The sequence below is a fragment of the Pseudomonas sp. NPDC087639 genome, from assembly GCF_044743385.1.
In the GTDB taxonomy this organism is placed as follows: Bacteria; Pseudomonadota; Gammaproteobacteria; order Pseudomonadales; family Pseudomonadaceae; genus Aquipseudomonas.
Map to the genome: position 1 here is coordinate 31177 of NZ_JBIUWI010000027.1, position 25474 is coordinate 56650.

The window sequence follows — 25474 nt, forward strand, 5'->3', positions numbered from 1 at the left end:
TACAACGATTGCGGAAAAATCTGAACAATCCTGTCCCACGCCATGTACTTCGGAACCAGAATCGCGTGCCATACTCCAAGGCACTCCGATTCAGACAGATGAAGCCGCACATGCCCAAAGGATTGATTCGCGCGATTGGCGCCCTGTTGACCGCTCTGGCCCTCTACAGCCTGCTGGGGTTTCTGATTTTGCCGGGCATCGCCCTGCGCGTGGCCAACCAGCAACTGGCTAACTACGCCACGGTGCCTGCGCATATCCAGCGCATCGAACTCAATCCGTTCAGCCTTGAGGTCACCCTGTGGGGCCTGGTTATCGGCGAACCGGGCAAAGAGCAGGTCGGCTTCGAACGCCTGTACGCCAACCTGCAACTCGACAGCCTGTGGACAAAAGCGCTGCACTTGTCCGATATCGAGCTGGACAAATCCAAGACTGAAATCCTCTTCGCCAAAGACGGCAAGCTCAACCTGCTGGGCTTGTTCAAGCTGCCGGCCAGTGAACCGACCCCGACCGACCCGGATGCAAAACCGTTCCCGCTGCGCATCGACCGGATCAAACTGGCGGGTGGCGCCCTGCATTTCGAGGATGCGCGCCCTAGTGAGCCGATCGAGTTCCTTTACGACAAACTCGACTTCGAACTGAAAAACCTCAGCACCCTGCCCGAAGACAGCGCCGACATGACGCTGGTCGCCGCCGGCCCGGCCGGTGGGCAGATCGACTGGAAAGGCAACTTCAGCCTGATCCCGATTGCCTCCGAAGGCACACTGAAAATCACCGACGGCCAGATGAAATCCTTCTGGCCGTACGTGCGTGATGCGGTGCCACTGGTGCTGGAGAACGGCGTGGTCAGCCTCAGCACCGACTACAAGCTCAATCTGTCGAAAGAAACCGAACTGCTGCTGAACAACGTTGCGGTCAGCATCGCGCCGTTCGCCATCAAGGCACCGGACGGGCGCCCACTGGCAAAACTCGAACGCCTCGACATCAGCGACACCACCGTGGACCTGGCCAAACAGCAAGTGGTGGTCGGCAAGATCCGCAGCAACAAACTGGAAACCTGGGCCGCCCTCGAAGCCGACGGCCAATTGGACTGGCAGAAACTGTTCGCCAGCCAACCGTCGAAACCCGCCGCCAAAGCCGCCGCCGAACCGGCCAGTACGCCGGCCGCCGCCGATTCGCCCAAGGCTGAATCCACTGCCCCGAGCAAGCCATGGCAGGTGCTGCTCAAAGATGTGCAGCTGCGCAACTACCAAGTGCATCTGGCTGACCGTTCGGCCAATCCACCGGTGGCGCTGGATGTCGGCCCGCTGAACGCTGACTTGCAGGATTTCGACAGCCTCAACGGTTCGCCCTTCAAGGTTAAACTCGATTCCGGGCTGGGCAAGCAAGGCAAGATCATGGCCGACGGCGTGGTCAATCTCGCGCCGGTCACCGCCCAACTCAACGTGAAAACCCAGGACATCGACCTGCGTGCCGCACAGTCCTATATCAATCCGTTCATTCGCCTCGAATTGCGCAGCGGCATGCTTGGCAGTGACCTCAAGGTCAATCTCAAAAGCACCGACCCGCTGGCGCTCAGCGTGACCGGCCGGGCTCAGATCGATCAACTGCACACCCTCGACACCCTGAAAACCCGCGACTTCCTCAAATGGCAGCAAGTGGTGGTGGAAGGCCTGAACTATCAGCACGGCGACAGCCTGTCGATCGACAAGGTCAACCTGTTCCAGCCGTATGTGCGCTTCATGATCAACGATGACCGCACCACCAACATCGACGACCTGCTGATTCCACAGCCTGCCGACAGCGGCGCAAAAACCGCCGCCGCCAAACCGGCGAGCAAAGACAAACCGCTGGGCATCCACATCGGCGGCATCGCAATCAATGACGGTTCGGCCAACTTTGCCGACTTCAGCCTGACCCCGAACTTCGCCACCGCCGTCCAGCAACTTAACGGCCAGATCGGCACCATCGACAGTCGACAGGTGAAACCGGCCACTGTCGATATCAAGGGCAAGGTTGATCGCTATGCGCCAGTGACCATCAAGGGCGCGGTCAATCCGTTCGACCCGATGGCAAGCCTCGATATCACCACCAGTTTCAAACGTGTCGAGCTGACCACACTAACGCCCTACTCCGGCAAATTCGCCGGTTACCGCATCCGCAAGGGCCGACTCAACCTCGATCTGCATTACCTGATCACCAAAGGCCAGTTGAAAGCCGAGAACAAAGTGGTGGTCGAGCAATTGCAACTCGGTGAAAAAGTCGACAGCCCGGACGCGACAAGCCTGCCGCTGAAATTGGCAATCGCATTGCTCAAGGACGTCGACGGCAAGATTTCCATCGAGTTACCCGTGACGGGCGACTTGAACAACCCGCAGTTCAGTGTGATGCCGATTGTCTGGCAGACCCTGCGCAACCTGATCGTCAAAGCCGCTGCCGCGCCTTTCAAAATGATTGGCGGACTTGTCAGCGGTGGCGGTTCCGAAGACCTCGGCACAGTGTCGTTCGCGCCGGGGTCCAGCGAGTTGAACAAGGATGCCGAGAGTGCGCTGATCAAGCTATCCCAGGCACTCAAGGAACGTCCGGCCCTACGCCTGGAAATCGAGGGCGCCGCCGCCAAAAGCAGCGACGGTCCATTGCTCGCCGAGCAGCGCCTGGAACGTGAATACCAGTACAACTACTACAAGATGCTCCAGCGCCGTGGCGATAAAGTCCCGGCTCAGGCTTCCTTGATAGAAGTGCCGGACAGCGAGAAAGGCCCATTGCTCGAAGGCATCTATCGCACTCGCCTGAAGACTCAGCCGCCGGCCGAATGGAAGGATCTGGGCAAGGAAGAACGCACAGCGAAAATGCGCGAAGGCCTGATCAATTTCTGGAGCGGCAGCGATGTGTTGCTGCGCCAGTTGGGCCAGGACCGCGCCAGCAGCATCAAGGATTATCTGGTGGATAAAGGTCAACTGGCTGACGAGCGCGTGTACTTCATCGACACCAATCTGGGCGAGGCTGAAAGCGATGGTCGGGTGGTGACGCAAATGCATCTGGATGCCGAGTGATGAAGCGCAAATGGCTGGCCGTGATGACACTGACACTCGTTGTTGGCCAAGCCTCGGCGTCGGATACGTTGCGTTGCGGCAGCCAACTGATCAGCCTTGGCGACCGCGCAAGCGAAGTACTGCAAAAGTGCGGAGAGCCGGTCAGTCGCGATGCGCTGGGTTACAAGCGCAGCGCCAATCGCCGCGAAGAGTTTCAGGTCGAGGAATGGACCTACGGCCCGAGCAACGGCATGTATCAATACCTGCGCTTTGAAGGCAATCGTCTGCGCCAGATCAACAGCAAGCGCGGCAACTGAAAATCAAAAGATCGCAGCCTTTGGCAGCTCCTGCAGAAAACCAATGTAGGAGCTGTCGAAGGCTGCGATCTCTTTGCCTTGTGAAATAGAACAGGCCCCGACACAAGTGCCGGGGCCTGTAATGGTCACCTCCGTGTGACCGTTCGCATGAACTCTAAAGTTGCGGCAGACGTATTGCTCGGCCCGTCTGTCGCGCCTTCTCCCGGTCCAGGCGAGAAGTCATGCCTTACTCGGCTTTCAGGCCGTCAGCGGACACCGCTTTGACGCCTTTGATTTTTTTGGTGATCGCTACAGCGGTAGCTTTCTGAGCGTCAGTGACTGCAACAGTCGACGACAGGGACACGACGCCTTTGTTGGTTTCAACTTTGATGTCAGTGCCTGGGATGCCTTTTTCGGTTACCAGGTCGCTTTTGACTTTGGTAGTGATCCAGGTGTCGGAAGTAGCTTCTTTCGCTTTGGTAACTTCACCGGCGGCCAGAGTCATTGGAGCCTGGGTAGTCTGGGTGGATTGAGCGAATGCACCGGAAGCCATGGTCAGGGTCAGCGCGGTAGCAGCAGCGGCAGTGATAGCGAACTTCTTCATACGAGTAACTCCTGTTTTTCTGGAAAGTCTGCTGGATGTCTTGTCAGCAGGGTTACTGGAGATATTGCGAACGCTGTGCCAACTTTTCCATTAGCATAAAAACCATACAAATCAACAACTTATGAAGTTTGCAAAATTACGGATTCATGCAAATTGCATGACTCGGGAAATATTCACATGCAAGTTGCGGTTTTTCGGAAAGTTCCTAAGGTGCTGAAATTATTGAAGCTTTTGAGAACCACTGCGCAATGAAAAATGCCCCGCATTGGCGGGGCATTTTTCAGACATGGCCTGAGATCAAGTACCGCTGGCAGTGCAGCCTTTTGGCGAGTAGTCCGGAGCCACTGTGGTACCACAGCTCCAAACGCCTGCGCCCGTGCCGGAGGAACGAGTCAGCGTGATAGTTTTGCCCAACACTGGCGCTGGAGCATTGGCGATCGTACAAACAATGGTTCCCGCACCGTCAGCGGCCGTCCCTGAAGCCGTCAATGCACAATTTGAAGTGGTAGTGACCGCATCACCCTTCACGATTGCAAGCGTCGGGTTTGTTCCTTGATTGATGGTGTCCTCAAACGGCACTTTCAGTGCGCTGATTTCCGCCAGCCCCGCCGTCACCTTCGACCGCGCCTGATATTTCGAATACTGCGGCAGGGCGATAGTCGCCAGAATCCCGATGATTGCCACAACGATCAGCAGCTCGATCAGAGTAAAGCCTTGTTGTTTTTTCATAGACACGCTCCATGCATGAGTCGAATTCTCATGATCTGAGAAGGACTGAGCATAGCCCATGCCAAGCGCCTCAACGCCCTGCGCACTAGGCGGTTACCGCGCTCGACGCAGCTTCCTACAACCTGTAACCGCACTATCTGACACTTTTTGTCACCTGCACCGGCCATGTTTGGCGCTGTCACTTGACTAGGCTATAAGTCATGAACTGCAAGCGTGCGGAATCCCCATGAATGACATCGCTCTGAGCGGTCTGGCCAAGCAATTGGTGCAGGCCGAACTGCTTACGGAAAAAAGCGCCCAGCAGGCCTGGCAACAGGCCCAGCGCAATCGACAGTCACTGGTCAGCTATCTGGTGCAGAACAAACTTGTGAAGAGCTCACAGGTGGCCGAGATCGCCTCGGAGCACTTCGGCATGGCTTTCCTCGACCTCAATTGTCTGGACAAGGAAACCCAGCCCAGAGGCCTGGTCAGTGAAAAACTGGTACGCCAGCATCACGCCCTGCCCTTGTGGCGACGCGGCAACAAGTTGTTCGTGGGGATTTCCGACCCGAGCAATCATCAGGCGATCAACGACATCCAGTTCAGCACCGGGCTGAACACCGAAGCCATTCTGGTAGAAGACGACAAGCTTACCGATGCCATCGAAAAATTCTTCGACACCCATGCCAGCGGTCTCGAAGACATGGCCGATGTCGATCTCGACGGCATCGATGTCGAAGCCATCGATGACAACAAACAGGACGCCATCGGCGGACTCGATGCCGACGATGCGCCGGTGGTGCGTTTCGTTCACAAGATGCTGCTGGACGCGATCAAGAGCGGCTCCTCCGACCTGCATTTCGAGCCTTACGAAAAGAACTACCGCGTGCGGGTACGCACCGACGGCATTTTGCGCGAGGTAGCCAAACCGCCCATCCAACTGGCCGGGCGAATCGCCGCACGCCTGAAAGTCATGGCCAGCCTCGACATCTCGGAACGGCGCAAACCGCAAGACGGGCGGATCAAGATGCGCCTGTCGAAGAGCAAGTCGATCGACTTCCGGGTCAACACCCTGCCGACCCTGTGGGGCGAAAAAGTGGTAATCCGGATTCTCGACCCGTCCAGCGCGCAGATGGGCATTGATGCACTCGGTTACGAGCCAGCGCAGAAAGATCTGTACATGGCCGCGCTCAAGCAGCCACAAGGCATGATTCTGGTCACCGGCCCCACCGGCTCGGGTAAAACCGTGTCGCTGTATACCGGGCTGAATATTCTCAACACCGTCGACATCAACATCTCCACCGCCGAAGACCCGGTGGAGATCAACATGGAAGGCATCAACCAGGTCAACGTCAATCCCAAACAAGGACTGGATTTCGCCCAGGCCCTGCGTTCGTTTCTGCGGCAAGACCCGGACGTGATCATGGTCGGCGAGATCCGTGACCTGGAAACCGCCGAGATTGCGATCAAGGCTGCGCAGACCGGTCACCTCGTGCTCTCGACCCTGCACACCAACAGCGCGGCGGAAACCCTCACCCGCCTGCACAACATGGGTATTCCCGGCTTTAACATCGCCACTTCGGTCAGCCTGATCATCGCCCAGCGGCTGGCGCGCAAGTTGTGCAGCCATTGCAAGAAAGCCATCGAGATCCCCCGCGAAACCCTGATCAAGGAAGGCTTCCCCGAGGAACGCATCGGCAGTTTCACGATCTACGAGCCGGTCGGTTGCGATCACTGCAACGGCGGTTACAAGGGACGCGTGGGGATTTATGAAGTGGTGAAGAACACACCCGACCTGCAACGGCTGATCATGGCCGAGGGCAATTCGCTGGAAATCGACATTCAGATGCGCCGCGACGGTTTCGACGACCTGCGCACTTCCGGTTTGCATAAAGCCATGCAAGGCATCACCAGCCTGGAAGAAATCAACCGGGTCACCAAGGACTGAATATGGCGGGCAAGGCAGCGAAAATCAGCGTCTACGCCTGGGAAGGCACGGACAAGAAAGGCAGCAAACTCAGTGGTGAATTGAGCGGTCTTAATCCGGCCCTGATCAAGGCGCAACTACGCAAACAGGGGATCAATCCGGGCAAGGTGCGCAAAAAATCCGCATCGATTCTGAGTTTCGGCAACCGCATCAAGGTCCGGGACATCGCGCTGTTTACCCGGCAAATGGCAACCATGATGAAGGCCGGAGTGCCGCTGTTGCAGTCGTTCGACATCATCGGCGAGGGCTTCGAGAACCCGGCCATGCGCAAACTGGTGGACGAGGTGAAACAGGAGGTCGCCGCCGGTAACAGTTTCGCCAACGCCCTGCGCAAAAAGCCGCAATATTTCGACGAGTTGTATTGCAACCTGGTGGATGCCGGCGAACAGTCCGGCGCGCTCGATACGTTGCTGGAACGGGTCGCGACCTACAAGGAAAAGAGCGAAAGCCTCAAGGCCAAGATCAAGAAGGCCATGACCTACCCCACCGCCGTGGTGCTGGTGGCCGCCGTAGTGACCGGGATTCTGCTGGTGAAAGTGGTGCCGCAGTTCCAGTCGGTGTTTTCCGGATTCGGCGCCGAATTGCCGGGCTTTACCCTGATGGTGATCAGCCTATCGGAATTCATGCAGCAATGGTGGTGGGCGATTCTCATCTTTCTGGTCGTGGCGTTTTTCGGCATTCGACATGCGCTGAAAACTTCCCAGGCCTTGCGCGACCGTCGCGACACCTGGCTGCTGAAGCTGCCGCTGGTGGGCACGCTGATGTACAAATCTGCCGTCGCTCGTTTCGCCCGAACCCTGTCGACTACCTTCGCCGCCGGGGTGCCGCTGGTCGAAGCGCTGGATTCGGTAGCCGGTGCCGCTGGCAACGTCGTGTTCAAGAGAGCGATTCTGCGGATCCGCCAGGATGTCTCCACCGGTATGCAGTTGAATTTTTCGATGCGCACCACCGGGGTGTTTCCCAACATGGCGGTGCAGATGACCGCAATCGGCGAAGAGTCCGGCGCGCTGGACGAGATGCTCGCCAAAGTCGCAGGGTTTTACGAGGACGAAGTGGATAACATGGTCGACAACCTCACCAGCCTCATGGAGCCGTTCATCATGGTGGTCCTGGGGGTGATCGTCGGTGGTCTGGTGGTGGCCATGTACCTGCCGATCTTCCAACTCGGCTCAGCGATCTGACATGCCTATCGACGATCTGTTTGTCCTCTACCCGCTGGCTTTTGTCTTCACCGCGCTGTTGCTTGGGCTGGTGGTCGGCAGCTTTCTCAATGTGCTGGTCTGGCGTCTGCCAAAGATGCTCGAGCGCGATTGGCGCCAGCAGGCCCAGGACGTACTAGGTCTTCCCGGCGAAACGCCGCTGCCGACCTACAACCTGATGCTTCCCCACTCCGAGTGCCCGCACTGCGCGCATCGAATCCGCGCCTGGGAAAACATTCCGCTGCTCAGTTATCTGTGGCTGCGCGGACGCTGCTCCGCGTGTGCCGCACCGATCAGCAAACGCTATCCGCTGACGGAACTGGCCTGTGGCCTGCTCTCGGCATTCATTGCCTGGCACCTGGGATTCGGCTGGCCGGCGTGCCTGTTGATCTTCCTCACTTGGGGCTTGCTGGCGATGAGCCTGATCGACACAGAGCACCAATTGCTGCCCGATGTGCTGGTCCTGCCCTTGTTATGGCTGGGGCTGATCGTCAACAGTTTCGGGTTGTTCGTGCCGTTGCACGATGCGCTGTGGGGTGCGGTGGCCGGTTATCTGGCGCTGTGGTCGGTGTTCTGGCTGTTCAAACTGCTGACCGGCAAAGACGGCATCGGCCACGGTGATTTCAAGCTGCTGGCGCTGCTCGGCGCCTGGGGTGGCTGGCAGATTTTGCCGCTGACGATCCTGCTGTCATCGCTGGTGGGCGCGATCATCGGAGTGATTTTGCTGCGCCTGCGCGACCAGAAAACCTCGACGCCAATCCCGTTTGGCCCCTATCTGGCAATTGCCGGCTGGATTGCCTTGCTCTGGGGTGGTCAAATAACCGACTTCTATTGGCAGTTTGTCGGTTTGAAATGAATACCCCTGTGGAAAAACCCTGGATTCTCGGCCTGACCGGCGGCATCGGCAGCGGCAAAAGCGCGGCGGCCCAGCACTTTATCGACCTCGGCATTCATGTGGTCGACGCCGATCACGCGGCGCGCTGGGTGGTCGAACCGGGGCGTCCGGCGCTGACGAAGATTGCCGAACACTTTGGCGCTGGCGTGTTACAAGCGGACGGAACGCTGGATCGCGCCGCCCTGCGCAAACTGATCTTTGAGGTTCCGGAGGAACGCCGCTGGCTCGAAGCCCTGCTGCATCCGTTGATCGCCGAGGAAATCGCCCATCACCTGGCGCTGGCAAAATCGCCTTACGCGATTCTGGTGTCACCGCTGCTGATCGAATCCGGGCAATACGCGATGACTCAGCGCATCCTGGTGATCGATGCCCCGCAACAACTGCAGATCGAACGCACCTTGCAGCGTGACCAGACCAGCGAGCAGCAAGTTCAGGCGATCCTCAAGGCCCAGTCGAGCCGCGAAGACCGTGTGAGCCGTGCCGACGACGTGGTGGTCAACGACCGCGACCTCGCCTGGCTGCACAGCGAGGTCGAGCGCCTGCATGACTTTTACCTGACTTTAAGTGGAGGCCAATCATGAGCCAGATCCCAACCGTAGAATGCCCAACCTGCGGCGCACCCGTGGAATTCACGCCCGAGAACAAATTCCGCCCGTTCTGCTCCGATCGCTGCAAACTCATCGACCTCGGTGCGTGGGCCTCCGAGGAACACAAGATTCCGGTCGCCCCGGATGCCGAGGATGAACTGTTTTCCGGCGATTTCGACCCGCGTCACTGATCCCGCTCAAGGACGCATGAAGCCGTAGTCCTGATCGTCGTCGAGGTTTTCCGCCAGAAAGCGCAACTCGTCGGCAAGGTCTTCGGCATTGCGCACAGCCTTGCTCTGTTGCACCACCGCACTGAGCAAGGCCCGCAGGCTCAGTCCCGGATCAAACCCCACCTCCTGCGCCATCTCCAGACTCTGCCGTGTTTCCTGTCTCGCCCACTCGTACACACTCATGCCGCTGCTCCTGAAGGGATTTGCACGAGCATGAAATGACGCTTGCCGGGCTGGTTTGATGTGGATCAAGACTTCGGATCGTCGTCCTTCCACGGCGCCGAAAGGTAGCGCGTGCGATTGAAGGTCTCCAGCCACTCAGGACTGAACACCACCAGCGCACTGATCACCACACCGTTGATGAATGCCTCGGGAAAAATGATCAGCCACAGGTAACCAATGAAGTCTTCCAGCCACTCCGGCATGGCAAAGAGGCCGTCGTACCAGAGCAGCGTCAGGCTCAACAGCAGGCACATCAACGCCGACAACGCAGCCGCCAGAAACCCGGAACAGAAGATATACACAAATGGATTGCGCGGCTGCGCACGCTCGACGAGGATCGCCACGCATTCGGTAATCAGCACCGGCAGCAGAATAAACAAGGCGCCATTGACCCCAAGCGCCGCGAGATCCTGACGCCCGAGCAGCACCAGGCCGATCTGAGCAATCAACCCGCCGACAATCGCAAGCGGCCAGTCCAGCAGCAACGTCACGGCCGTCATGCCGATGAAGTGATAAGACACACCGGTGTCGAAATCCCTGCGCACCAGCCACAACAGAAACAACGCGAACACGGTGCCGAACAACAAGTGCTGACGGCGGATGTCGCTGAACAACTCGACCCAAGGTGCGCGAAAGATCGCCCAGAGCAGCACCGGCAGATAAATCAGCCAGCCGACTGCCAGGCTTTCAGTCGACAGCACCTCGACACCGATCATGGCCGCGCCTTCTCCAGTGCCTCGCGCAGTTGGGTAGCGTTGGCGTACTCATGCTGTTCGAGCAGCCGACCGTCCTTCAATTGCAGCCACAACACCTGCCCTTCTGCGCCGGGATAGCGCGAAGCGACCCGGCCCTCACGGTCGAGCATGACCCGGTAGCTGTAGTCCCGCATGGCGGGCACGGCGAACATTTTGGCGATCAGCGCCGGCATGCGCTGGATGTCCGCAACGAACACCGCGTGGCGCGCCTCCAGATAGCCCTTGGGCTGATCTTTCATGGCTTCCTTGATCAGCTTGGCGCCATCCATGTCCCGCGCCACCAACAGCGTCGTGGTGCTGTTATCGAGCGTGTAGGCCTGATCGTACTGATCCAGCAGCGTCCAGGGGACAAGCCGGTCGCCGTTTTCGAGGGCGTGGGCCCACAGCGGGACAAGAGCAAACACCATTAGCCAGCGAAATTTCACGATAAGTCCCCTTGGTTTGACGTAATGACTCGGCTGTATTGAGTCTACACCGCCATTCTCGACTGCCCACTGACGCACTTTGCCACGCAAGGCTTTCTGCTTGTCGCATTTGAACGCTAAGCTTGGGCCTATGGATGACTCAGATTATTTACGCCTGCTGACCATCGCGGCCGAGCAAGCCAACGCGTTCCTGTCCAATGCCCGCAAATGGGAGCGTGAGCGTTGGGTCTGCCAGCGCCTGCTGCAAGGCCTGAACATTCCCTACCGGGCCGACGAGTTCGCCCCTGCCGGCGAGCCACCGGACGTGCTGTTTCGTGATGCCAATTTCGAGGTGTTTTTCGTTCTCGATGAAGGCCGCCGACTCAACGACGAATGGCGCGACGAATTGCAGCGGCGACGCAGTGCGTTCTCCCTCAGCCAACTGGTGCGCCGCGAAGCCAAGCCGCGACGGATTCCGGCCAATGAATTCCTGCTCAGACTGGCGCCGACCTTGCGCAAGAAAGCCCACAACTACAAAGAGCGTGGCATGGATCTGGGCGAACTGGATATCATCGCCTTCGCCAGCCTCAAGCGCGAAGTGCTGGATCTGAACAGCCACTTTCCACCACCGACCGAATATTTGCGTCAGGGCTGGCGCTCGCTGTCCCTTGTCGGCCCGACATTCGCCCGCGTGCTGTTCGCCCACCCCGATGCACCGGACTTTCTGCGCAGCAACCTTGGCCGCAGCATCGTCTTCGACGTAGGAATCAGCCTGTGACACCACTTCAACAATTGATCGCCGACGTGCCACAAACCGGCCGAGTGCGCTGGATTGGCGTGCGTCCCGAATCCCGTGGGCCAATGATCGAACTCGATGCTGTGGAAGCGCGGCTGGAAGCCGGACTGACTGGCGATCACGCCCGCCCCGGCGTGCGCAACGCGCGGCAGGTGACGCTGATCCAGTTTGAACACCTCGCGGTGATCAGCGCGCTGATGGGCCGCCCGGCCGATCAACCGGTCAAACCTGAAGATCTGCGGCGCAATCTCGTTATCAGTGGGATCAACCTGTTCAGCCTCAAGGGTCGGCGCTTTCGCATCGGTCAGGCAATTTTCGAGACCACCGGCTGGTGTCAGCCTTGCGCCCGCCTGCAAAACAACCTCGGCCCCGGCACTTTCCAAGCGGTGCGCGGGCATGGCGGAATCACCGCACGGGTGTTACAAAGCGGGATCATTCGCCTCGACGACGGTGTGTTTGTCGAACCGGTTCCGGACAGCGGCTATGCTGCGTTCAACCCCGGTTGAAAACCGCTGTAGCTTCTGCACATTCAGCAACGTCTACCTGACGAGGCCTTTATGACCAGCCGCCTGAACCCCGAAGACCAAAAGCATGTCGAAGAGTACCTGCAATTGTCCCAACACCGTGTCGAGCGCCGGCCTTTCCGGCCGTGGATGCTCCTGGTGCTGGTGCTGGCAGTGACCATTGGTCTGGGCCTGTTGAGCCGACTTATAAGTTATCTGACGCTATGAGCTGCCTGGCGCTCGCGAAGGTAACCGCACCGATTTCCTTTAAAAACCTTGCGAGTTATCCCTATGTCCCATCGTATTGTTATTGTCGGCGGCGGCGCCGGCGGTCTGGAGTTGGCTACCCGTCTGGGTAAGACTCTGGGCAAGCGCGGCACGGCCAGTGTGATGCTGGTCGACGCGAACCTGACGCACATCTGGAAACCGCTGTTGCATGAAGTGGCCGCCGGATCGCTGAACTCTTCCGAAGACGAACTCAACTATGTTGCCCAGGCCAAATGGAACCACTTCGAGTTCCAGTTGGGGCGCATGAGCGGGCTTGATCGTGCCGCGAAGAAAATTCAGCTAGCCGCCACCTACGACGAAAACGGCGTGGAACTGGTGCCGGCCCGCGAAGTGGCCTATGACTCGCTGGTGATCAGCGTCGGCAGCACCACCAACGATTTCGGCACCCAGGGTGCGGCGCAGCATTGCCTTTTCCTCGACACCCGCAAACAGGCCGAGCGCTTCCACCAGCAACTGCTCAACCACTATTTGCGCGCGCACGCCGGGCAAACCGATGTGGTCGAACAGATCAGCGTGGCGATCGTCGGTGCCGGCGCCACGGGCGTCGAACTGGCGGCAGAACTGCATAACGCCGCCCATGAACTGGCGGCTTACGGTCTGGACCGGATCAAACCGGAAAACATGCACATCACCCTGATCGAAGCCGGGCCACGGGTGCTGCCGGCCCTGCCGGAGCGTATCAGTGGGCCGGTACACAAGACCCTGGAGAAACTCGGGGTCAACGTGATGACCAATGCGTCGGTGAGCGAAGTTACCGCCGAAAGCCTGATTACCGCCGACGGCAACGAAATCAAAGCCAGCCTGAAAGTCTGGGCGGCCGGTATTCGTGCACCGGGTTTCCTCAAGGACATCGACGGCCTGGAAACCAACCGCATCAATCAACTGCAAGTTTTGCCGACGCTGCAAACCACCCGGGATGAAAACATTTTCGCCTTCGGTGACTGCGCCGCGTGCCCGCAACCGGGTTCGGATCGCAACGTGCCGCCACGTGCGCAAGCTGCGCACCAACAGGCATCCTTGCTGGCCAAATCGCTGAAGCTGCGCATCGAAGGCAAGACTCTGCCGGAGTACAAGTACACCGACTACGGCTCGCTGATTTCGCTGTCGCGTTTTTCGGCTGTGGGTAACTTGATGGGCAACCTGACCGGCAGCGTGATGCTTGAAGGCTGGCTGGCGCGGATGTTTTACGTGTCGCTGTATCGCATGCACCAGATGGCACTGTACGGGCCATTCCGCACGGCGATGTTGATGCTCGGTAGCAAGATTGGTCGCGGGACTGAGCCGCGTCTGAAGCTGCATTGATGTAAGAACTGTGGGAGCGAGCAAGCTCGCGCCCACAGTGTTTTATGTTGATTGGGAAATATGTGTCTGACTGTATCTCCGCCCCACCTTCCCCACCTTCGCTTACAAACTCCCCCGCTCCACGACACAGTCGCGATACACCGCCACCGCCTAATGGCCTCACCCGAGCACCTCTGCTCCGGATGTCGTCCTTAACGTGTGGTTGCACTGTGCAACCGTAGGAGAATGTAATGTCCCGTACTTCGACTCTCGGTAAAAAATCCATTGGCCTGATCGGCGCCGCACTGGCGGGTGGTCTGATGCTGTCCGGCTCGGTGTTTGCCGCCCAGCCACTGGCTCAGGGCTATATGGTTGCCTCGGCAGAAACATCGGTAAAGACACCGGAAGGCAAATGCGGTGAAGGCAAGTGTGGCGATGCGTCGATGGCCAAGACCGACTCCGATGGAGACGGCAAGGTTTCCCGTGCCGAATTCCTCAAAGTCGCGCCGAAATCTGATTTCGACAAGATTGACACCAACCATGACGGTTTCATCGACGAGCAAGAGGCCTACAACAACGTGAAGGCCAACTTCGAAGCCAATGGCAAGAAGATGCCCAAGGGCCTGTTCGAGCATCTGAAAGATCAAGACGGCGTCTGATTCGCTGAAAACAAAAAGCCGCGCTCTCCCTGAAGGAGGCGCGGCTTTTTTACGTCTGGTGCCAGGCCCTGACCGCCAGACAAAAAAAATCCCCGTATCTTTCGATACGAGGATTTTTAATATGGTCGGGGTAAGGGGATTCGAACTCCTGACATCCTGCTCCCAAAGCAGGCGCGCTACCGGACTGCGCTATACCCCGGTTTGAAATTGGCTCCGTGACCAGGACTCGAACCTGGGACCCAATGATTAACAGTCATTTGCTCTACCGACTGAGCTATCACGGAACTACATATTTCAATTTACAACGGTGAAACTTACAGCTCTTAGACTCCGTTCGCATCGCTGCGTTCGTGTGTCTGAGGCGCGCTATTCTACAACCTAGATCACCTCTGTCAACCCCCTAAATTGCTTTCAAGTTAATGATTTGCAACTTATTTCAGATTCCTGCTCAGTGAGCTGAAACCTTGTGGGTGACTGACTGCGGGGCGCACTTTACAAGCCTTTTCCTTTGAGTTCAACAGCCTGGCGAAAAAAAGGCCTCGCAATGCGAGGCCTTCCCTATTTCATTGACGCTGCGGCTCAGTTGAAAACGATTTCGTCGTTCACAACGGCACCGGTCGCCGTCGCGCCGGGCAGGAAATGCCCCGACAGGATCAACTGCGCCAGCGGGTTTTCGATCCAGCGCTGGATCGCCCGTTTCAAAGGACGAGCGCCATAGACCGGGTCGTAACCGACAGCAATCAACTTGTCCATCGCTTCCGGGCTCAGCTCCAGCTTAAGCTCACGCTCGGCCAGACGACTGCGCAGACGGCCCAACTGGATCTCGGTAATGCCCGCGATCTGATCCCGCGCCAGAGGCTCGAAGATCACCACTTCGTCGACCCGGTTGATGAACTCCGGCCGGAAGTGCGACGTCAGCGCATCCATTACAGCTGCACGCTGGGCTTCACGGTCACCGACCAGTTCCTGGATCTGCGACGAACCGAGGTTCGAGGTCATGACGATCACAGTGTTGCGGAAGTCCACCGTACGGCCGTGGCTGTCGGTCAGACGTCCGTCCTCAAGCACTTGCAGCAGAATGTTGAACACATCCGGATGCGCCTTCTCGACTTCGTCCAGCAGGATCACCGAGTAAGGCTTGCGCCGAACCGCCTCGGTCAGATAACCGCCCTCTTCGTAACCGACGTATCCCGGTGGCGCACCGATCAAGCGAGCCACGGAATGTTTCTCCATGAACTCGGACATGTCGATCCGCACCATCGCCTCTTCAGTATCAAAGAGGAATTCGGCCAGCGCCTTGCACAGCTCGGTTTTACCGACACCGGTAGGGCCGAGGAACATGAACGAGCCGCTTGGACGATTCGGGTCAGACAGCCCGGCGCGGGAACGCCGCACCGCGTTGGCCACCGCCACTACCGCTTCGTCCTGACCGATCACACGCTGGTGCAACAGGCTTTCCATCTTCATCAGCTTGTCGCGCTCGCCTTCGAGCATTTTCGACACCGGAATGCCCGTCCACTTCGACACAACTTCGGCGATCTCTTCTTCAGTCACCTTGCTGCGCAGCAACTGGTTTTCGCTCTTGCCGTGCTGGTCGACCATTTGCAGGCTGCGCTCCAGATCCGGGATCACCCCATACTGCAACTCGGCCATGCGGTTCAGATCACCTTTACGGCGTGCGGCTTCCAGTTCCTGACGGGACTGTTCGATCTTCTGCTGAATCTGCGCAGAACCCTGTACCTCGGCTTTTTCCGAGTTCCAGATTTCTTCCAGATCCGAGTACTCACGCTCAAGACGAACGATTTCTTCCTGGAGTTTTTCCAGACGCTTCATCGCCGCTTCATCGCTTTCTTTCTTCAGCGCCTGTGATTCGACCTTCAACTGAATCAGGCGACGCTCAAGACGATCAAGCACTTCCGGCTTGGAGTCGATCTCCATGCGGATACGGCTGGCAGCCTCGTCGATCAGGTCGATGGCTTTGTCTGGCAACTGCCGATCAGTGATGTAACGATGGCTGAGCTTGGCCGCCGCGATGATCGCGCCGTCAGTGATCGCAACCTTGTGGTGGACCTCGTAACGCTCCTTGAGGCCACGCAGGATCGCGATGGTGTCTTCTTCACTCGGCTCATCCACCAGCACTTTCTGGAAACGCCGCTCAAGTGCCGCGTCCTTCTCTATATATTGGCGGTACTCGTTGAGTGTGGTCGCGCCGACACAGTGCAACTCGCCACGCGCCAGCGCTGGCTTGAGCATATTGCCAGCATCCATCGAGCCTTCGCCCTTGCCCGCGCCGACCATCGTGTGCAGTTCGTCGATGAACAGAATGATCTGCCCTTCCTGCTTCGACAGCTCATTGAGCAGCGATTTCAGGCGTTCTTCGAACTCACCGCGGTACTTGGCACCCGCAATCAGCGCACCCATATCCAGCGACAGCAGACGCTTACCCTTGAGGCCGTCCGGCACTTCGCCGTTGATGATGCGCTGGGCCAGACCCTCGGCAATCGCGGTTTTACCCACGCCAGGCTCACCGATCAGCACCGGGTTGTTCTTGGTGCGGCGTTGCAGAACCTGAATGGTGCGACGAATTTCGTCGTCACGCCCAATCACCGGATCGAGCTTGCCGTCTTCGGCACGCTTGGTCAGGTCGACGGTGTACTTGTCCAACGCCTGACGCGACTCTTCGTGGTTGGCATCATTGACGGCGTCGCCACCGCGCAGGTTGTTGATCGCGTTTTCCAGGGCCTTTTTGCTCACGCCTTGGCCGAGCAGCAACTTGCCGAGCTTGCTGTTTTCGTCCATCGCGGCGAGCAGCACCAGTTCGCTGGAGATGAACTGGTCGCCCTTCTGCTGGGCCAGACGGTCAGCCTGATTGAGCAGGCGCGCCAGATCCTGCGACATGTTGACGTCGCCGGTGGGGTTCTGGATTTTCGGTAATTGATCGAGCTCTTTGGTCAGCTCTTTTCGCAAGCTGTTGACGTCAAAACCCACTTGCATCAGCAGGGGTTTGATCGAACCACCCTGCTGTTCAAGCATGGCCTGCATCAAGTGCGCCGGCTCGATGGCCGGATGATCGTGGCCGACAGCCAACGATTGGGCGTCGGATAATGCCAACTGTAATTTACTGGTTAAACGGTCTATACGCATGGGTCACCTTCCTTTTGAGCAGGCCGGACCTAAAACCATCCTGAATAAAGAAACCTGCCAGATACCACTGTAGATGCGGTCGATTCTGCGAGATTCAAGCGGCGGAGAGTTGATGCAGGTCAGGCAAGTCTAGCGGGTGAGCCAAACTAAAGAGGCGAACCGACCGGTGCGCGACGCACGGCGATAAGAAAAGAAGCGCGGATCGGTCACGGTGCAGAAGCCGCCGCCGTAAACCGCTGTGATACCGCGTTCTGCCAGACGCAGGCGCGCCAGCTTGTAGATGTCGGCCATGAACTTGCCGGGATTGTGGCTCGGGACAAAGGCAGTCGCCGCTTCGGGCAATTGATTGATGAAGACTTCCCGAACTTCCGGGCCGACTTCAAAGGCTTGTGGGCCGATGGCTGGGCCGAGCCAGACCAGAACCTCTTGCGCCGGGACATCGAGCGTATCGAGCGTGGCCTCGAGCACACCTGCCGCCAGACCGCGCCAACCGGCATGAGCCGCTGCAACGCGGGTACCGGCACGGTCGCAGAACAACGCCGGCAAGCAATCTGCCGTCATTGCAGCGCAGGCAATTCCAGGAGTGGCAGTCCAACTGGCGTCGGCAGTCGCAACAACGGCAGGATCCGCATGCGCCACGGCAATCCCGTGCACTTGCTGCAACCAGGCAGGCTTTATAGAGAAGTGTTCAGTCAGACGCCGACGATTCTCGGCGACAGCTTCCGGGCGGTCATCAACATGATCGCCCAGATTGAGGCTGTCGAACGGCGCCTCGCTGACACCACCCTCACGGGTGGTGACACAGGCCCTGACGCTGGCCGGCGCAGGCCAGTCCGGCGTCAGCCAGTTCATCCGATGAAGGCCTCGCGATCCTGCTTTAGCAGGGTCAGCAGCCAGACGAAGTCTTCCGGCAACGGAGATTCCCAGCTCATGCGCTCACCGCTCGTCGGATGATCCAACTCAAGGAAACGCGCATGCAGTGCCTGTCGCGGGAAGTTCTTGAGGGTTTCGACCATGTTCAGGTTCGCAGCAGGCGGAATGCGGAAACGACCGCCGTACGCAGGATCGCCGACCAACGGGAAGTTGATGTGCGCCATGTGAACACGGATCTGGTGGGTACGACCGGTTTCCAGTTTCACCCGTACATGGGTGTGGGAACGGAAACGCTCCAGCACGCGGTAGTGGCTGACGGCCGGTTTGCCGCCTTCCATCACTGCCATGCGCTGACGCTGCTGGCCGTGACGGCCGATCGGGGCGTTGATCTTGCCACCGGCGGTCACCACGCCAATCACGATGCACTCGTAGATCCGGCTCACGCTGCGACTCTGCAATTGAGTCACAAGCTTTGTCTGCGCCTGAATGGTCTTGGCTACCACCATCAAACCGGTGGTGTCCTTGTCCAGACGATGCACGATACCGGCGCGCGGAACATTGATAATGTCCGGCACGTGGTGCAGCAAGGCGTTGAGCAAGGTGCCATCGGCGTGACCGGCAGCCGGATGCACCACCAGGCCCGCAGGCTTGTTGATCACCAGGATGTCGTCATCTTCATAGACGATGTCGAGCTCGATGTCCTGGGCGATCCACTCGCCCTGGGCTTCCTGCTCGGCAGTCAGCTCAAGGATGGCACCGCCATGCACGATGTCGCGCGGGCGGATGACCGTCCCGTCCACAGTCAGGCGACCTTCTTTGATCCAGGCGGAAAGGCGCGAGCGTGAGTGCTCAGCGAAGAGTTGGGCGGCGACTTGATCGAGGCGTTGGCCGCCCAATTCGGACGGCACCTCTGCGCGAAGTTCAATTTTATCGGACATGCTCTGACTGGGCGTCGGCACAGCTTTTGGTTTCGGCTGCGCGCTTGTGGTTAAATACGGCGTCTTTTGCCCCGAGGCTTTTCAACGGGGCGCTCATCATAACAGGACGGCCCCGCCCAAGACAGCGGCCGTCATAGGGACGCAAGCCGCCATGCAAGTGAAACACCTGCTGCTGATCGCCATCCTCGCATTGACCGCTGCTTGCTCATCGAAGGAAGTCGTAGACGAAAACCTCAGCGAAGCCGAGCTGTATCAGCAGGCTCAGACTGACCTGGACAACAATAGCTACACCAGCGCCACAGCCAAGCTGAAGGCTCTGGAGTCGCGTTATCCGTTCGGTCGCTACGCCGATCAGGCACAGCTGGAGCTGATCTACGCCAACTATAAAAACGCCGAACCGGAAGCTGCAAAGTCCGCCGCCGAGCGTTTCATTCGTTTGCATCCGCAGCACCCGAACGTGGATTACGCGTATTACTTGAAAGGTCTGACTTCCTTCGACCAGGACGTCGGCCTGCTGGCGCGCTTCCTGCCGCTGGACATGACCAAGCGTGACCCGGGCGCTGCCCGCGACTCCTACAACGAGTTCGCCCAGCTGACCAGCCGCTATCCGAACAGCCGCTACGCGCCGGACGCCAAGCAGCGCATGATTTACCTGCGCAACCTGCTGGCGGCCTACGAAATCCACGTGGCCGACTATTACCTGACCCGTCAGGCGTACGTTGCCGCTGCCAACCGTGGTCGTTATGTCGTGGAAAACTTCCAGGAAACCCCATCGGTCGGTGACGGCCTGGCGGTGATGACCGAAGCCTATCAGCGTCTGCACCTGGACGAACTGGCGGCCAGCAGCCTGGAAACCCTGAAGCTCAACTACCCGAACCACCCTAGCCTGCAAGATGGCCAGTTCGTGCCAAGGGTTGCCGAAGCCGACAACCGTTCGTTCCTGAGCAAGGCAACTTTGGGTCTGATCGAATCGCGTCCACCGCTGCCGCCGGGCGAGACCCGCGCCAACCAGGACGTGCAGAAGCAGTTCCAGGACGCGAAAGACGCGATCCCGAACGAGCTGAAGCCTAAAGACGAGAACGGTGACGTGATCGAAGAGCCGGAGCCAGAGTCGAGCGACACCGACCGTTCCTGGTTCAGCTACATGACTTTCGGCGTGTTCGACTGATCACACCGGATGCACAGAAAAGGGAGATCTTCGGATCTCCCTTTTTCATGACCGCGCTTTAATAGGCTGTGCGCTTGTCATGTCCTTGGCTAAACTGCCGGATCATCAGTCGAAAAGCCGCTCATCATGCTTCGTTTATTGTTCTGGATTGCCCTGATTTTCGCTGCGATATGGTTGTGGCGTAAATTCAAGGCCCCCGCCTCATCCGCACAATCTCCCCGCGAGCAAGACGCCGCGCCGATGGTGCGCTGTGCCCATTGCGGCGTGCACCTGCCCCGCGACCGTGCGCTGAACCTTCAACAACAGTGGTACTGCAGCCAGGCTCATCTTGAGCAAGGCCCTGGTTCCAGTGATCGCTGAGGCCGCCAACGCCGACAGCAAACAGGCTCAGCGTCTGCTGCGCCTTTATCATCTCTACCGTTTAAGTGTCGGCATCACCCTGGTGCTGCTGATCTCCAGCAACATGGACAACCGCCTGCTGACGTCGGCCAACGACGATCTGCTGCGCGGCGGTAGCTGGCTGTATCTGGTGCTGAACATTCTTCTGGTAGTGTTTCTTGAAAACACCCGGCGGCCCGCGCAACTGTTCAGCCTGGCCCTTGTCGATGTGCTGCTGCTGTGCGGTTTGTTCTTCGCGGCGGGCGGTGTCGCCAGTGCCCTTGGCAATTTGCTGGTGGTCTCGGTGGCGATCAGCAACACCCTGCTGCGCCGACGCATCGGCCTGCTGATTGCCGCTATCGCTGCGCTCGGTATTGTCGGTTTTAGTTTTCTGCTCAACTTCAGCCATCCGCTGAGCGCCAATGAATACCTGCAAGCGGGCACCCTCGGTGCTTTGTGTTTTGCTGCCTCGTTGCTGGTCCAGGGTCTGATCCGGCGCCTTGAAGTCAGTGAAACTCTGGCTGAGCGACGGGCCAGCGAGGTGGTCGGCCTTGAAGCCCTTAACGCGCTGATTCTGCAACGCATGCGCACCGGGATCCTGGTGCTCGACGAACAGCGCCGCGTCCAACTGGCCAATCAGAGCGCCCAGACCTTGCTCGCGCAATCGTACCTTCAAGGCCATTTGATCGACGATTATTCGCCCGCGCTAGTCGATCGCCTGCGTCTGTGGATGAACAACCCGACCCTGCGCCCGCAAAGCCTGAAAATCCCCGGCAACGGCCTGGAACTGCAGCCAAGCTTCATCGCCCTCGAACAGAGCCCCAATCAACAGACACTGGTGTTTCTCGAAGACCTCGCACAAATCGCCCAACAGGCCCAACAACTGAAACTCGCCGCGCTCGGGCGCCTGACCGCCGGTATCTCCCACGAAATTCGCAATCCACTGGGGGCCATCAGTCACGCCGCACAGCTATTGGGGGAATCCGAGGAACTCGATGGCGCGGATCGGCGTCTGACGCAGATCATTCAAGATCACTCCCAACGCATGAACCGAGTCATCGAAAACGTCCTGCAACTGTCCCGCCGCCAACAGAGCGCCCCGCAACGGCTGGATCTAAAGCCGTGGCTGGAAAACTTTGTCGCCGAAAGCCGCGAACAGGCCACCGAGCGCCAGCAGATCCATCTGCGGATCAACTCGGGCGACTTCACCACCCTGATGGACCCCAACCAGCTCACGCAAATTCTCGACAATCTGCTACGCAACGGCTGGCGCCACAGCGCCCTGCTGCATGAGCATGCTGAAGTATGGCTGTATCTGTTCATGGATCTCGACAGCCAGCTGGCAGTGCTCGAAGTGCAGGACAACGGCCCCGGCGTGGCGCTCGATGAACAGGCTCATCTGTTCGAACCGTTCTTCACTACCAGCAGCCAGGGCACCGGCCTTGGGCTTTATCTGTCCCGTGAGCTGTGCGAAAGCAACCAGGCGCGCCTAGACTTCAAATCACGCCAAGGCGGCGGCTGCTTTCGCATCACCTTTGCTCACGGACGGAAACAAAGTTGAACACGAGCCCACGGCAAAAAGTCCTCATCGTCGACGACGAACCGGATATCCGCGAACTCCTGGAAATCACCCTGGGACGGATGAAACTCGACACCTTCAGCGCACGCAATCTTGGCGAAGCCCAAGCGTTGCTGCAGCGCGAGGCCTTTGACCTGTGCCTGACCGACATGCGCCTGCCCGACGGCACGGGGCTGGAACTGGTGCAGCACATCCAGCATCGTTATCCCCAGTTGCCGGTGGCGATGATTACCGCGTATGGCAGCCTCGAAACAGCGATCAACGCGCTGAAGGCCGGCGCTTTCGACTTTCTCACCAAACCGGTGGATCTCACACGATTGCGCGAACTGGTCGCAACAGCGCTGCGCATGCCGGCGGTGGGCGGCGTTTCTGTCTCGATTGATCGACGATTGCTTGGCGATTCATTACCGATGCGCACGCTGCGCAAGCAAATCGATAAACTGGCTCGCAGTCAGGCGCCGGTGTACATCAGCGGCGAATCCGGAAGCGGCAAAGAATTGGTTGCGCGATTAATTCACGAACAAGGCCCGCGTGCCGGCCAACCGTTTGTGCCGGTCAATTGCGGGGCGATTCCTTCGGAGCTGATGGAAAGCGAGTTTTTCGGCCATCGCAAAGGCAGTTTCACTGGCGCGGTCGAGGACAAGCCGGGACTGTTTCAGGCTGCACATGGCGGCACGCTGTTTCTTGATGAGGTGGCGGACCTGCCGCTGTCGATGCAGGTCAAGTTGCTGCGGGCGATTCAGGAAAAAGCCGTGCGCAGCGTTGGCGGCCAGCAGGAAACCGTGGTTGATGTACGAATACTCTGTGCCACGCACAAGGATCTCGATGCAGAAGTTGCCGCCGAGCGTTTTCGCCAGGATCTGTATTACCGGCTCAACGTGATTGAACTGCGCGTGCCGTCCCTGCGCGAGCGCCGCGATGACATTGAAGTGCTGGCGGCTCACATGCTCCAGCGCTTGGCCAAAGACACCGGGCAACCAGCTACGCGCCTGCATCCGCAGGCGTTGGAAGCGCTGAAAAATTATCGCTTTCCGGGCAATGTGCGGGAATTGGAGAACGTTCTCGAACGCGCGCACACCTTGTGTGAGAACCGCGTGATCGAGGCTGAAGACCTGCGCTTGAGCGAAGGCAACTGCGCGGCGGATGGCGGCATTGCGGATTTGACGCAGATCGACAATCTGGAGGATTACCTGGAGAGCGTCGAGCGCAAACTGATCCTGCAGGCGCTGGAGGAGACCCGCTGGAACCGCACGGCGGCGGCGCAACGGTTAAGTCTTTCGTTCAGGTCGATGCGCTACAGGCTGAAAAAACTCGGTCTGGATTGAGGGCCTCATCGCGGGCTTGCCCGCGATGGCGGCCTAACAGACACCAGAAGGTATCTGACTAGATGCGGCCTTCTGGCGCATACGGCGCCGGATCAATAATCGGCGTGCGCCCCAGCATCACATCGGCAAACAACTGACATGACGCCGGCGCCAGCACCAACCCATTTCGGTAATGCCCACAGTTGAGCCACAAGCCATCAAACCCCGGCACTCGGCCAATATAAGGAACCCCCTCAGGCGAACCCGGACGTAACCCGGCCCAATGCCCGACCACTTCGGCCTCCGCCAGCGCTGGCAACAACTCCACCGCCGAGGCTTTCAGGCTTTCCAGCGCAACATCGGTCGGCGTCTTGTCGTAGCCCTCATGTTCCAGCGTGCTGCCGATCAGGATATGCCCGTCGCGACGCGGAATCGCATAACGGCCCTTGGCCAACACCATGCTCGGCAAGAAGTCAGCCGCGCATTTGTAGAGGATCATCTGGCCTTTGACTGGCTCCACCGGCAGCGTCAGGTTAAGCGTCTTGAGCAAATCACCGCTCCATGCACCTGCCGTCAGCACCACCTGATCGCCCTTGATCACGCCAGTGGCGGTTTGCACACCAACAACCCGCTCACCCTCACGAACAAACCCGCTGACCTCGCACTGCTCGTGAATGATCACGTTCGGCAGCGCCTGCAATGCCGCTTTCAGCGACTTCACCAGACGCGGGTTTCTTACGTTGGCCACATCAGCCATGTAGATAGCCCGCGAGAAGCCACCGCCAAGTACCGGCACCGCGTCATGGGCCGCCGAGATATCCACTGCCCGCAGGGGCCGGTTCTCCCGCTCAGCCCAGGCCAGCGCTTCGGCTTCGTCGTCCAGATCCAACCAGTACAGGCCTGTGGTGTGAACCTCGGGATCTACACCGGTATCAGCAAACAATCGCTCGCCGAGCTGTGGATAAAAATCCTGTGACCAATGCGCCAGCGCTGTGACCGCCGGGCTGTAGCGCCACGGATACAGCGGAGAAACGATGCCGCCGCCCGCCCAGGACGATTCCTGGCCGACGTTCGAGCGATCCAGCAGCACTACGCTGCCCACTTCGGAGGCGAGATTGTAGGCGGTCAGCAGGCCAATCACCCCGCCACCGACAATCACCACTTGCTGTTGCATGGTCATGTTTGATCCAACCGTAAAAAAGACAGTGGGCGCAAAATGGCGCCCGAAAGAAGCGCCTCAGCGGCCCCAGCAATCCTTGGTGGTCAGCCCGGTAGTCGCATTGCTCATGCTTCTGACGCCGGTATTGGTCAAGGTGAAATCCCCGCACTTGTCGGTGGCCATGGCCGTGCCCGACTTGCGTGTGGCAGTCAGCAGGAAGGTTTGGTCAGTGATCGTCGGCGTGATGGTGTAGAAATCGTTGCCCGCACTCAGACCAGTGATGCCGGTGTAGAGATTGTTTCTGGTGTAGAAACGTTCGAGGCTCTGCGCCTGCTCCGACAGTAGCGATACAACTTCGGCGCGCCGACCCTTCTTCACGTATTCGGTATAGCTTGGAATGCCAATGGTGAGCATGATCCCGATGATCGCAATCACGATCATGATTTCGATCAGGGTGAAGCCTCGGTTGGATCTGCGCATGCCTCAAA

The 25474-nt window shown here is 58.8% G+C and carries 26 protein-coding genes and 2 tRNA genes; 16 read left to right on the forward strand and 12 right to left on the reverse strand.

Going from position 1 to position 25474, the window contains the following annotated elements; translation table 11 throughout:
• Positions 1–98 precede the first annotated feature (98 nt).
• The gene (locus tag ACIOVB_RS13745; protein WP_401268454.1) at positions 99–3050 is read left to right on the forward strand and encodes a DUF748 domain-containing protein; all 2952 of its coding nucleotides are present in this window, start codon (positions 99–101) and stop codon (positions 3048–3050) included.
• Positions 3050–3346 carry a DUF2845 domain-containing protein gene (locus ACIOVB_RS13750; protein ID WP_401268456.1) on the forward strand — a complete coding sequence of 99 codons (297 nt, stop codon included), beginning with the start codon at positions 3050–3052 and terminating at the stop codon, positions 3344–3346. Before ACIOVB_RS13745 ends, ACIOVB_RS13750 begins: the two co-directional genes overlap by 1 nt.
• 226 nt (positions 3347–3572) lie before the next feature.
• On the opposite strand, the gene ACIOVB_RS13755 is transcribed toward ACIOVB_RS13750, so the two are convergent.
• Positions 3573–3929, reverse strand: a complete 357-nt coding sequence (locus ACIOVB_RS13755; protein WP_401268459.1) for a BON domain-containing protein — start codon at positions 3927–3929, stop codon at positions 3573–3575.
• 297 nt (positions 3930–4226) lie between these two features.
• The gene (locus ACIOVB_RS13760) at positions 4227–4658 is read right to left on the reverse strand and encodes a pilin (protein WP_187679228.1); all 432 of its coding nucleotides are present in this window, start codon (positions 4656–4658) and stop codon (positions 4227–4229) included.
• Positions 4659–4884: 226 nt separating this feature from the next.
• Between ACIOVB_RS13760 and pilB the strand changes: the two genes are divergently transcribed.
• Genes pilB through yacG form a run of 5 tightly spaced genes read left to right on the forward strand, consistent with a single transcriptional unit; the run spans position 4885 to position 9496 of the window.
• Positions 4885–6585, forward strand: coding sequence for a type IV-A pilus assembly ATPase PilB (pilB, locus tag ACIOVB_RS13765; RefSeq protein WP_401268462.1), 1701 nt, complete (start codon positions 4885–4887; stop codon positions 6583–6585).
• Positions 6586–6587: 2 nt separating this feature from the next.
• Complete coding sequence (locus tag ACIOVB_RS13770; protein ID WP_401268464.1) at positions 6588–7805, forward strand: type II secretion system F family protein; 1218 nt, start codon at positions 6588–6590, stop codon at positions 7803–7805.
• A gap of 1 nt (position 7806) precedes the next feature.
• Positions 7807–8679 carry a prepilin peptidase gene (locus ACIOVB_RS13775; RefSeq protein ID WP_401268467.1) on the forward strand — a complete coding sequence of 291 codons (873 nt, stop codon included), beginning with the start codon at positions 7807–7809 and terminating at the stop codon, positions 8677–8679.
• Positions 8676–9299, forward strand: coding sequence for a dephospho-CoA kinase (coaE, locus tag ACIOVB_RS13780; protein WP_401268469.1), 624 nt, complete (start codon positions 8676–8678; stop codon positions 9297–9299). The genes ACIOVB_RS13775 and coaE overlap by 4 nt, the downstream gene beginning before the upstream one ends.
• Positions 9296–9496 carry a DNA gyrase inhibitor YacG gene (gene yacG / locus ACIOVB_RS13785; protein ID WP_007959585.1) on the forward strand — a complete coding sequence of 67 codons (201 nt, stop codon included), beginning with the start codon at positions 9296–9298 and terminating at the stop codon, positions 9494–9496. The genes coaE and yacG overlap by 4 nt, the downstream gene beginning before the upstream one ends.
• A 6-nt stretch (positions 9497–9502) precedes the next feature.
• Here yacG and ACIOVB_RS13790 read toward each other — a convergent pair whose 3' ends face one another.
• From ACIOVB_RS13790 to ACIOVB_RS13800, 3 genes are all read right to left on the reverse strand, one after another.
• On the reverse strand, positions 9503–9718 hold the full coding sequence (locus ACIOVB_RS13790) for a hypothetical protein (RefSeq protein ID WP_007959584.1): 216 nt from the start codon (positions 9716–9718) through the stop codon (positions 9503–9505).
• A 65-nt stretch (positions 9719–9783) separates the two neighbouring features.
• Positions 9784–10473: an energy-coupling factor ABC transporter permease gene (locus ACIOVB_RS13795; RefSeq protein WP_401268471.1), complete on the reverse strand. Its 690-nt coding sequence runs from the start codon at positions 10471–10473 to the stop codon at positions 9784–9786.
• Complete coding sequence (locus tag ACIOVB_RS13800) at positions 10470–10919, reverse strand: FAD/FMN-containing dehydrogenase (RefSeq protein ID WP_401268509.1); 450 nt, start codon at positions 10917–10919, stop codon at positions 10470–10472. The genes ACIOVB_RS13795 and ACIOVB_RS13800 overlap by 4 nt, the downstream gene beginning before the upstream one ends.
• Positions 10920–11067: 148 nt before the next feature.
• Between ACIOVB_RS13800 and ACIOVB_RS13805 the strand changes: the two genes are divergently transcribed.
• The 5 genes from ACIOVB_RS13805 to ACIOVB_RS13825 all read left to right on the forward strand — a co-directional run bounded on the left by ACIOVB_RS13805 (position 11068) and on the right by ACIOVB_RS13825 (position 14443).
• Positions 11068–11694 (forward strand): DUF1780 domain-containing protein, encoded by a 627-nt coding sequence (locus ACIOVB_RS13805; RefSeq protein ID WP_003228301.1) that lies wholly within the window; start codon positions 11068–11070, stop codon positions 11692–11694.
• Positions 11691–12218 carry an MOSC domain-containing protein gene (locus ACIOVB_RS13810; RefSeq protein ID WP_401268474.1) on the forward strand — a complete coding sequence of 176 codons (528 nt, stop codon included), beginning with the start codon at positions 11691–11693 and terminating at the stop codon, positions 12216–12218. Before ACIOVB_RS13805 ends, ACIOVB_RS13810 begins: the two co-directional genes overlap by 4 nt.
• Before the next feature lie 51 nt (positions 12219–12269).
• Positions 12270–12443: a DUF3094 family protein gene (locus ACIOVB_RS13815; RefSeq protein ID WP_003228304.1), complete on the forward strand. Its 174-nt coding sequence runs from the start codon at positions 12270–12272 to the stop codon at positions 12441–12443.
• Positions 12444–12506: 63 nt separating this feature from the next.
• The gene (locus ACIOVB_RS13820; RefSeq protein ID WP_401268477.1) at positions 12507–13805 is read left to right on the forward strand and encodes an NAD(P)/FAD-dependent oxidoreductase; all 1299 of its coding nucleotides are present in this window, start codon (positions 12507–12509) and stop codon (positions 13803–13805) included.
• A gap of 230 nt (positions 13806–14035) precedes the next feature.
• Positions 14036–14443, forward strand: coding sequence for an EF-hand domain-containing protein (locus ACIOVB_RS13825; protein WP_187679219.1), 408 nt, complete (start codon positions 14036–14038; stop codon positions 14441–14443).
• Positions 14444–14565: 122 nt separating this feature from the next.
• Here the strand turns inward: ACIOVB_RS13825 and ACIOVB_RS13830 are convergent.
• The 5 genes from ACIOVB_RS13830 to rluD all read right to left on the reverse strand — a co-directional run bounded on the left by ACIOVB_RS13830 (position 14566) and on the right by rluD (position 19398).
• Positions 14566–14642: transfer RNA gene (locus ACIOVB_RS13830), tRNA-Pro, on the reverse strand.
• Positions 14643–14651: 9 nt separating this feature from the next.
• Positions 14652–14727 (reverse strand) — tRNA-Asn (locus tag ACIOVB_RS13835).
• 295 nt (positions 14728–15022) lie between these two features.
• Positions 15023–17587, reverse strand: a complete 2565-nt coding sequence (gene clpB, locus ACIOVB_RS13840) for an ATP-dependent chaperone ClpB (RefSeq protein WP_401268480.1) — start codon at positions 17585–17587, stop codon at positions 15023–15025.
• A 129-nt stretch (positions 17588–17716) separates the two neighbouring features.
• Positions 17717–18439: a peptidoglycan editing factor PgeF gene (gene pgeF / locus ACIOVB_RS13845; RefSeq protein ID WP_401268482.1), complete on the reverse strand. Its 723-nt coding sequence runs from the start codon at positions 18437–18439 to the stop codon at positions 17717–17719.
• Entirely contained in the window at positions 18436–19398 is a 963-nt protein-coding gene (gene rluD, locus ACIOVB_RS13850) for a 23S rRNA pseudouridine(1911/1915/1917) synthase RluD (RefSeq protein WP_401268484.1), read from the reverse strand. The genes pgeF and rluD overlap by 4 nt, the downstream gene beginning before the upstream one ends.
• A gap of 151 nt (positions 19399–19549) precedes the next feature.
• On the opposite strand from rluD, the gene ACIOVB_RS13855 reads away from it, so the two are divergent.
• The 4 genes from ACIOVB_RS13855 (at position 19550) to ACIOVB_RS13870 (ending at position 23848) form a co-directional block, all read left to right on the forward strand.
• Positions 19550–20566: an outer membrane protein assembly factor BamD gene (locus ACIOVB_RS13855; RefSeq protein ID WP_187679215.1), complete on the forward strand. Its 1017-nt coding sequence runs from the start codon at positions 19550–19552 to the stop codon at positions 20564–20566.
• Positions 20567–20692: 126 nt separating this feature from the next.
• Positions 20693–20926: a PP0621 family protein gene (locus ACIOVB_RS13860; protein WP_262410350.1), complete on the forward strand. Its 234-nt coding sequence runs from the start codon at positions 20693–20695 to the stop codon at positions 20924–20926.
• A complete protein-coding gene (locus tag ACIOVB_RS13865) occupies positions 20916–22505 on the forward strand; it encodes a sensor histidine kinase (RefSeq protein WP_401268512.1) in 1590 nt (529 codons plus the stop codon). Before ACIOVB_RS13860 ends, ACIOVB_RS13865 begins: the two co-directional genes overlap by 11 nt.
• A complete protein-coding gene (locus ACIOVB_RS13870; RefSeq protein ID WP_187679214.1) occupies positions 22502–23848 on the forward strand; it encodes a sigma-54 dependent transcriptional regulator in 1347 nt (448 codons plus the stop codon). Before ACIOVB_RS13865 ends, ACIOVB_RS13870 begins: the two co-directional genes overlap by 4 nt.
• Before the next feature lie 58 nt (positions 23849–23906).
• Here ACIOVB_RS13870 and thiO read toward each other — a convergent pair whose 3' ends face one another.
• Together thiO and ACIOVB_RS13880 are read right to left on the reverse strand one after the other, a co-directional pair.
• Positions 23907–25007: a glycine oxidase ThiO gene (thiO, locus tag ACIOVB_RS13875; RefSeq protein ID WP_401268487.1), complete on the reverse strand. Its 1101-nt coding sequence runs from the start codon at positions 25005–25007 to the stop codon at positions 23907–23909.
• Between the two features lie 57 nt (positions 25008–25064).
• Complete coding sequence (locus ACIOVB_RS13880; RefSeq protein WP_401268489.1) at positions 25065–25466, reverse strand: type IV pilin protein; 402 nt, start codon at positions 25464–25466, stop codon at positions 25065–25067.
• Positions 25467–25474 lie beyond the last annotated feature (8 nt).

What these genes read in the sequence shown, in the direction of transcription:
- ACIOVB_RS13860 (WP_262410350.1), top strand. Translation starts at nt 20,693, where the DNA reads ATGCTTCGTTTATTGTTCTGGATTGCCCTGATTTTCGCTGCGATATGG.
- ACIOVB_RS13745 (WP_401268454.1), top strand. Translation starts at nt 99, where the DNA reads ATGAAGCCGCACATGCCCAAAGGATTGATTCGCGCGATTGGCGCCCTG.
- ACIOVB_RS13855 (WP_187679215.1), top strand. Translation starts at nt 19,550, where the DNA reads ATGCAAGTGAAACACCTGCTGCTGATCGCCATCCTCGCATTGACCGCT.
- ACIOVB_RS13760 (WP_187679228.1), bottom strand. Translation starts at nt 4,658, where the DNA reads ATGAAAAAACAACAAGGCTTTACTCTGATCGAGCTGCTGATCGTTGTG.
- ACIOVB_RS13880 (WP_401268489.1), bottom strand. Translation starts at nt 25,466, where the DNA reads ATGCGCAGATCCAACCGAGGCTTCACCCTGATCGAAATCATGATCGTG.
- pilB (WP_401268462.1), top strand. Translation starts at nt 4,885, where the DNA reads ATGAATGACATCGCTCTGAGCGGTCTGGCCAAGCAATTGGTGCAGGCC.
- ACIOVB_RS13775 (WP_401268467.1), top strand. Translation starts at nt 7,807, where the DNA reads ATGCCTATCGACGATCTGTTTGTCCTCTACCCGCTGGCTTTTGTCTTC.
- ACIOVB_RS13815 (WP_003228304.1), top strand. Translation starts at nt 12,270, where the DNA reads ATGACCAGCCGCCTGAACCCCGAAGACCAAAAGCATGTCGAAGAGTAC.
- ACIOVB_RS13805 (WP_003228301.1), top strand. Translation starts at nt 11,068, where the DNA reads ATGGATGACTCAGATTATTTACGCCTGCTGACCATCGCGGCCGAGCAA.
- ACIOVB_RS13795 (WP_401268471.1), bottom strand. Translation starts at nt 10,473, where the DNA reads ATGATCGGTGTCGAGGTGCTGTCGACTGAAAGCCTGGCAGTCGGCTGG.
- ACIOVB_RS13820 (WP_401268477.1), top strand. Translation starts at nt 12,507, where the DNA reads ATGTCCCATCGTATTGTTATTGTCGGCGGCGGCGCCGGCGGTCTGGAG.
- pgeF (WP_401268482.1), bottom strand. Translation starts at nt 18,439, where the DNA reads ATGAACTGGCTGACGCCGGACTGGCCTGCGCCGGCCAGCGTCAGGGCC.
- yacG (WP_007959585.1), top strand. Translation starts at nt 9,296, where the DNA reads ATGAGCCAGATCCCAACCGTAGAATGCCCAACCTGCGGCGCACCCGTG.
- ACIOVB_RS13825 (WP_187679219.1), top strand. Translation starts at nt 14,036, where the DNA reads ATGTCCCGTACTTCGACTCTCGGTAAAAAATCCATTGGCCTGATCGGC.
- ACIOVB_RS13755 (WP_401268459.1), bottom strand. Translation starts at nt 3,929, where the DNA reads ATGAAGAAGTTCGCTATCACTGCCGCTGCTGCTACCGCGCTGACCCTG.
- coaE (WP_401268469.1), top strand. Translation starts at nt 8,676, where the DNA reads ATGAATACCCCTGTGGAAAAACCCTGGATTCTCGGCCTGACCGGCGGC.
- clpB (WP_401268480.1), bottom strand. Translation starts at nt 17,587, where the DNA reads ATGCGTATAGACCGTTTAACCAGTAAATTACAGTTGGCATTATCCGAC.
- ACIOVB_RS13750 (WP_401268456.1), top strand. Translation starts at nt 3,050, where the DNA reads ATGAAGCGCAAATGGCTGGCCGTGATGACACTGACACTCGTTGTTGGC.
- rluD (WP_401268484.1), bottom strand. Translation starts at nt 19,398, where the DNA reads ATGTCCGATAAAATTGAACTTCGCGCAGAGGTGCCGTCCGAATTGGGC.
- ACIOVB_RS13790 (WP_007959584.1), bottom strand. Translation starts at nt 9,718, where the DNA reads ATGAGTGTGTACGAGTGGGCGAGACAGGAAACACGGCAGAGTCTGGAG.
- ACIOVB_RS13800 (WP_401268509.1), bottom strand. Translation starts at nt 10,919, where the DNA reads ATGGTGTTTGCTCTTGTCCCGCTGTGGGCCCACGCCCTCGAAAACGGC.
- thiO (WP_401268487.1), bottom strand. Translation starts at nt 25,007, where the DNA reads ATGACCATGCAACAGCAAGTGGTGATTGTCGGTGGCGGGGTGATTGGC.
- ACIOVB_RS13770 (WP_401268464.1), top strand. Translation starts at nt 6,588, where the DNA reads ATGGCGGGCAAGGCAGCGAAAATCAGCGTCTACGCCTGGGAAGGCACG.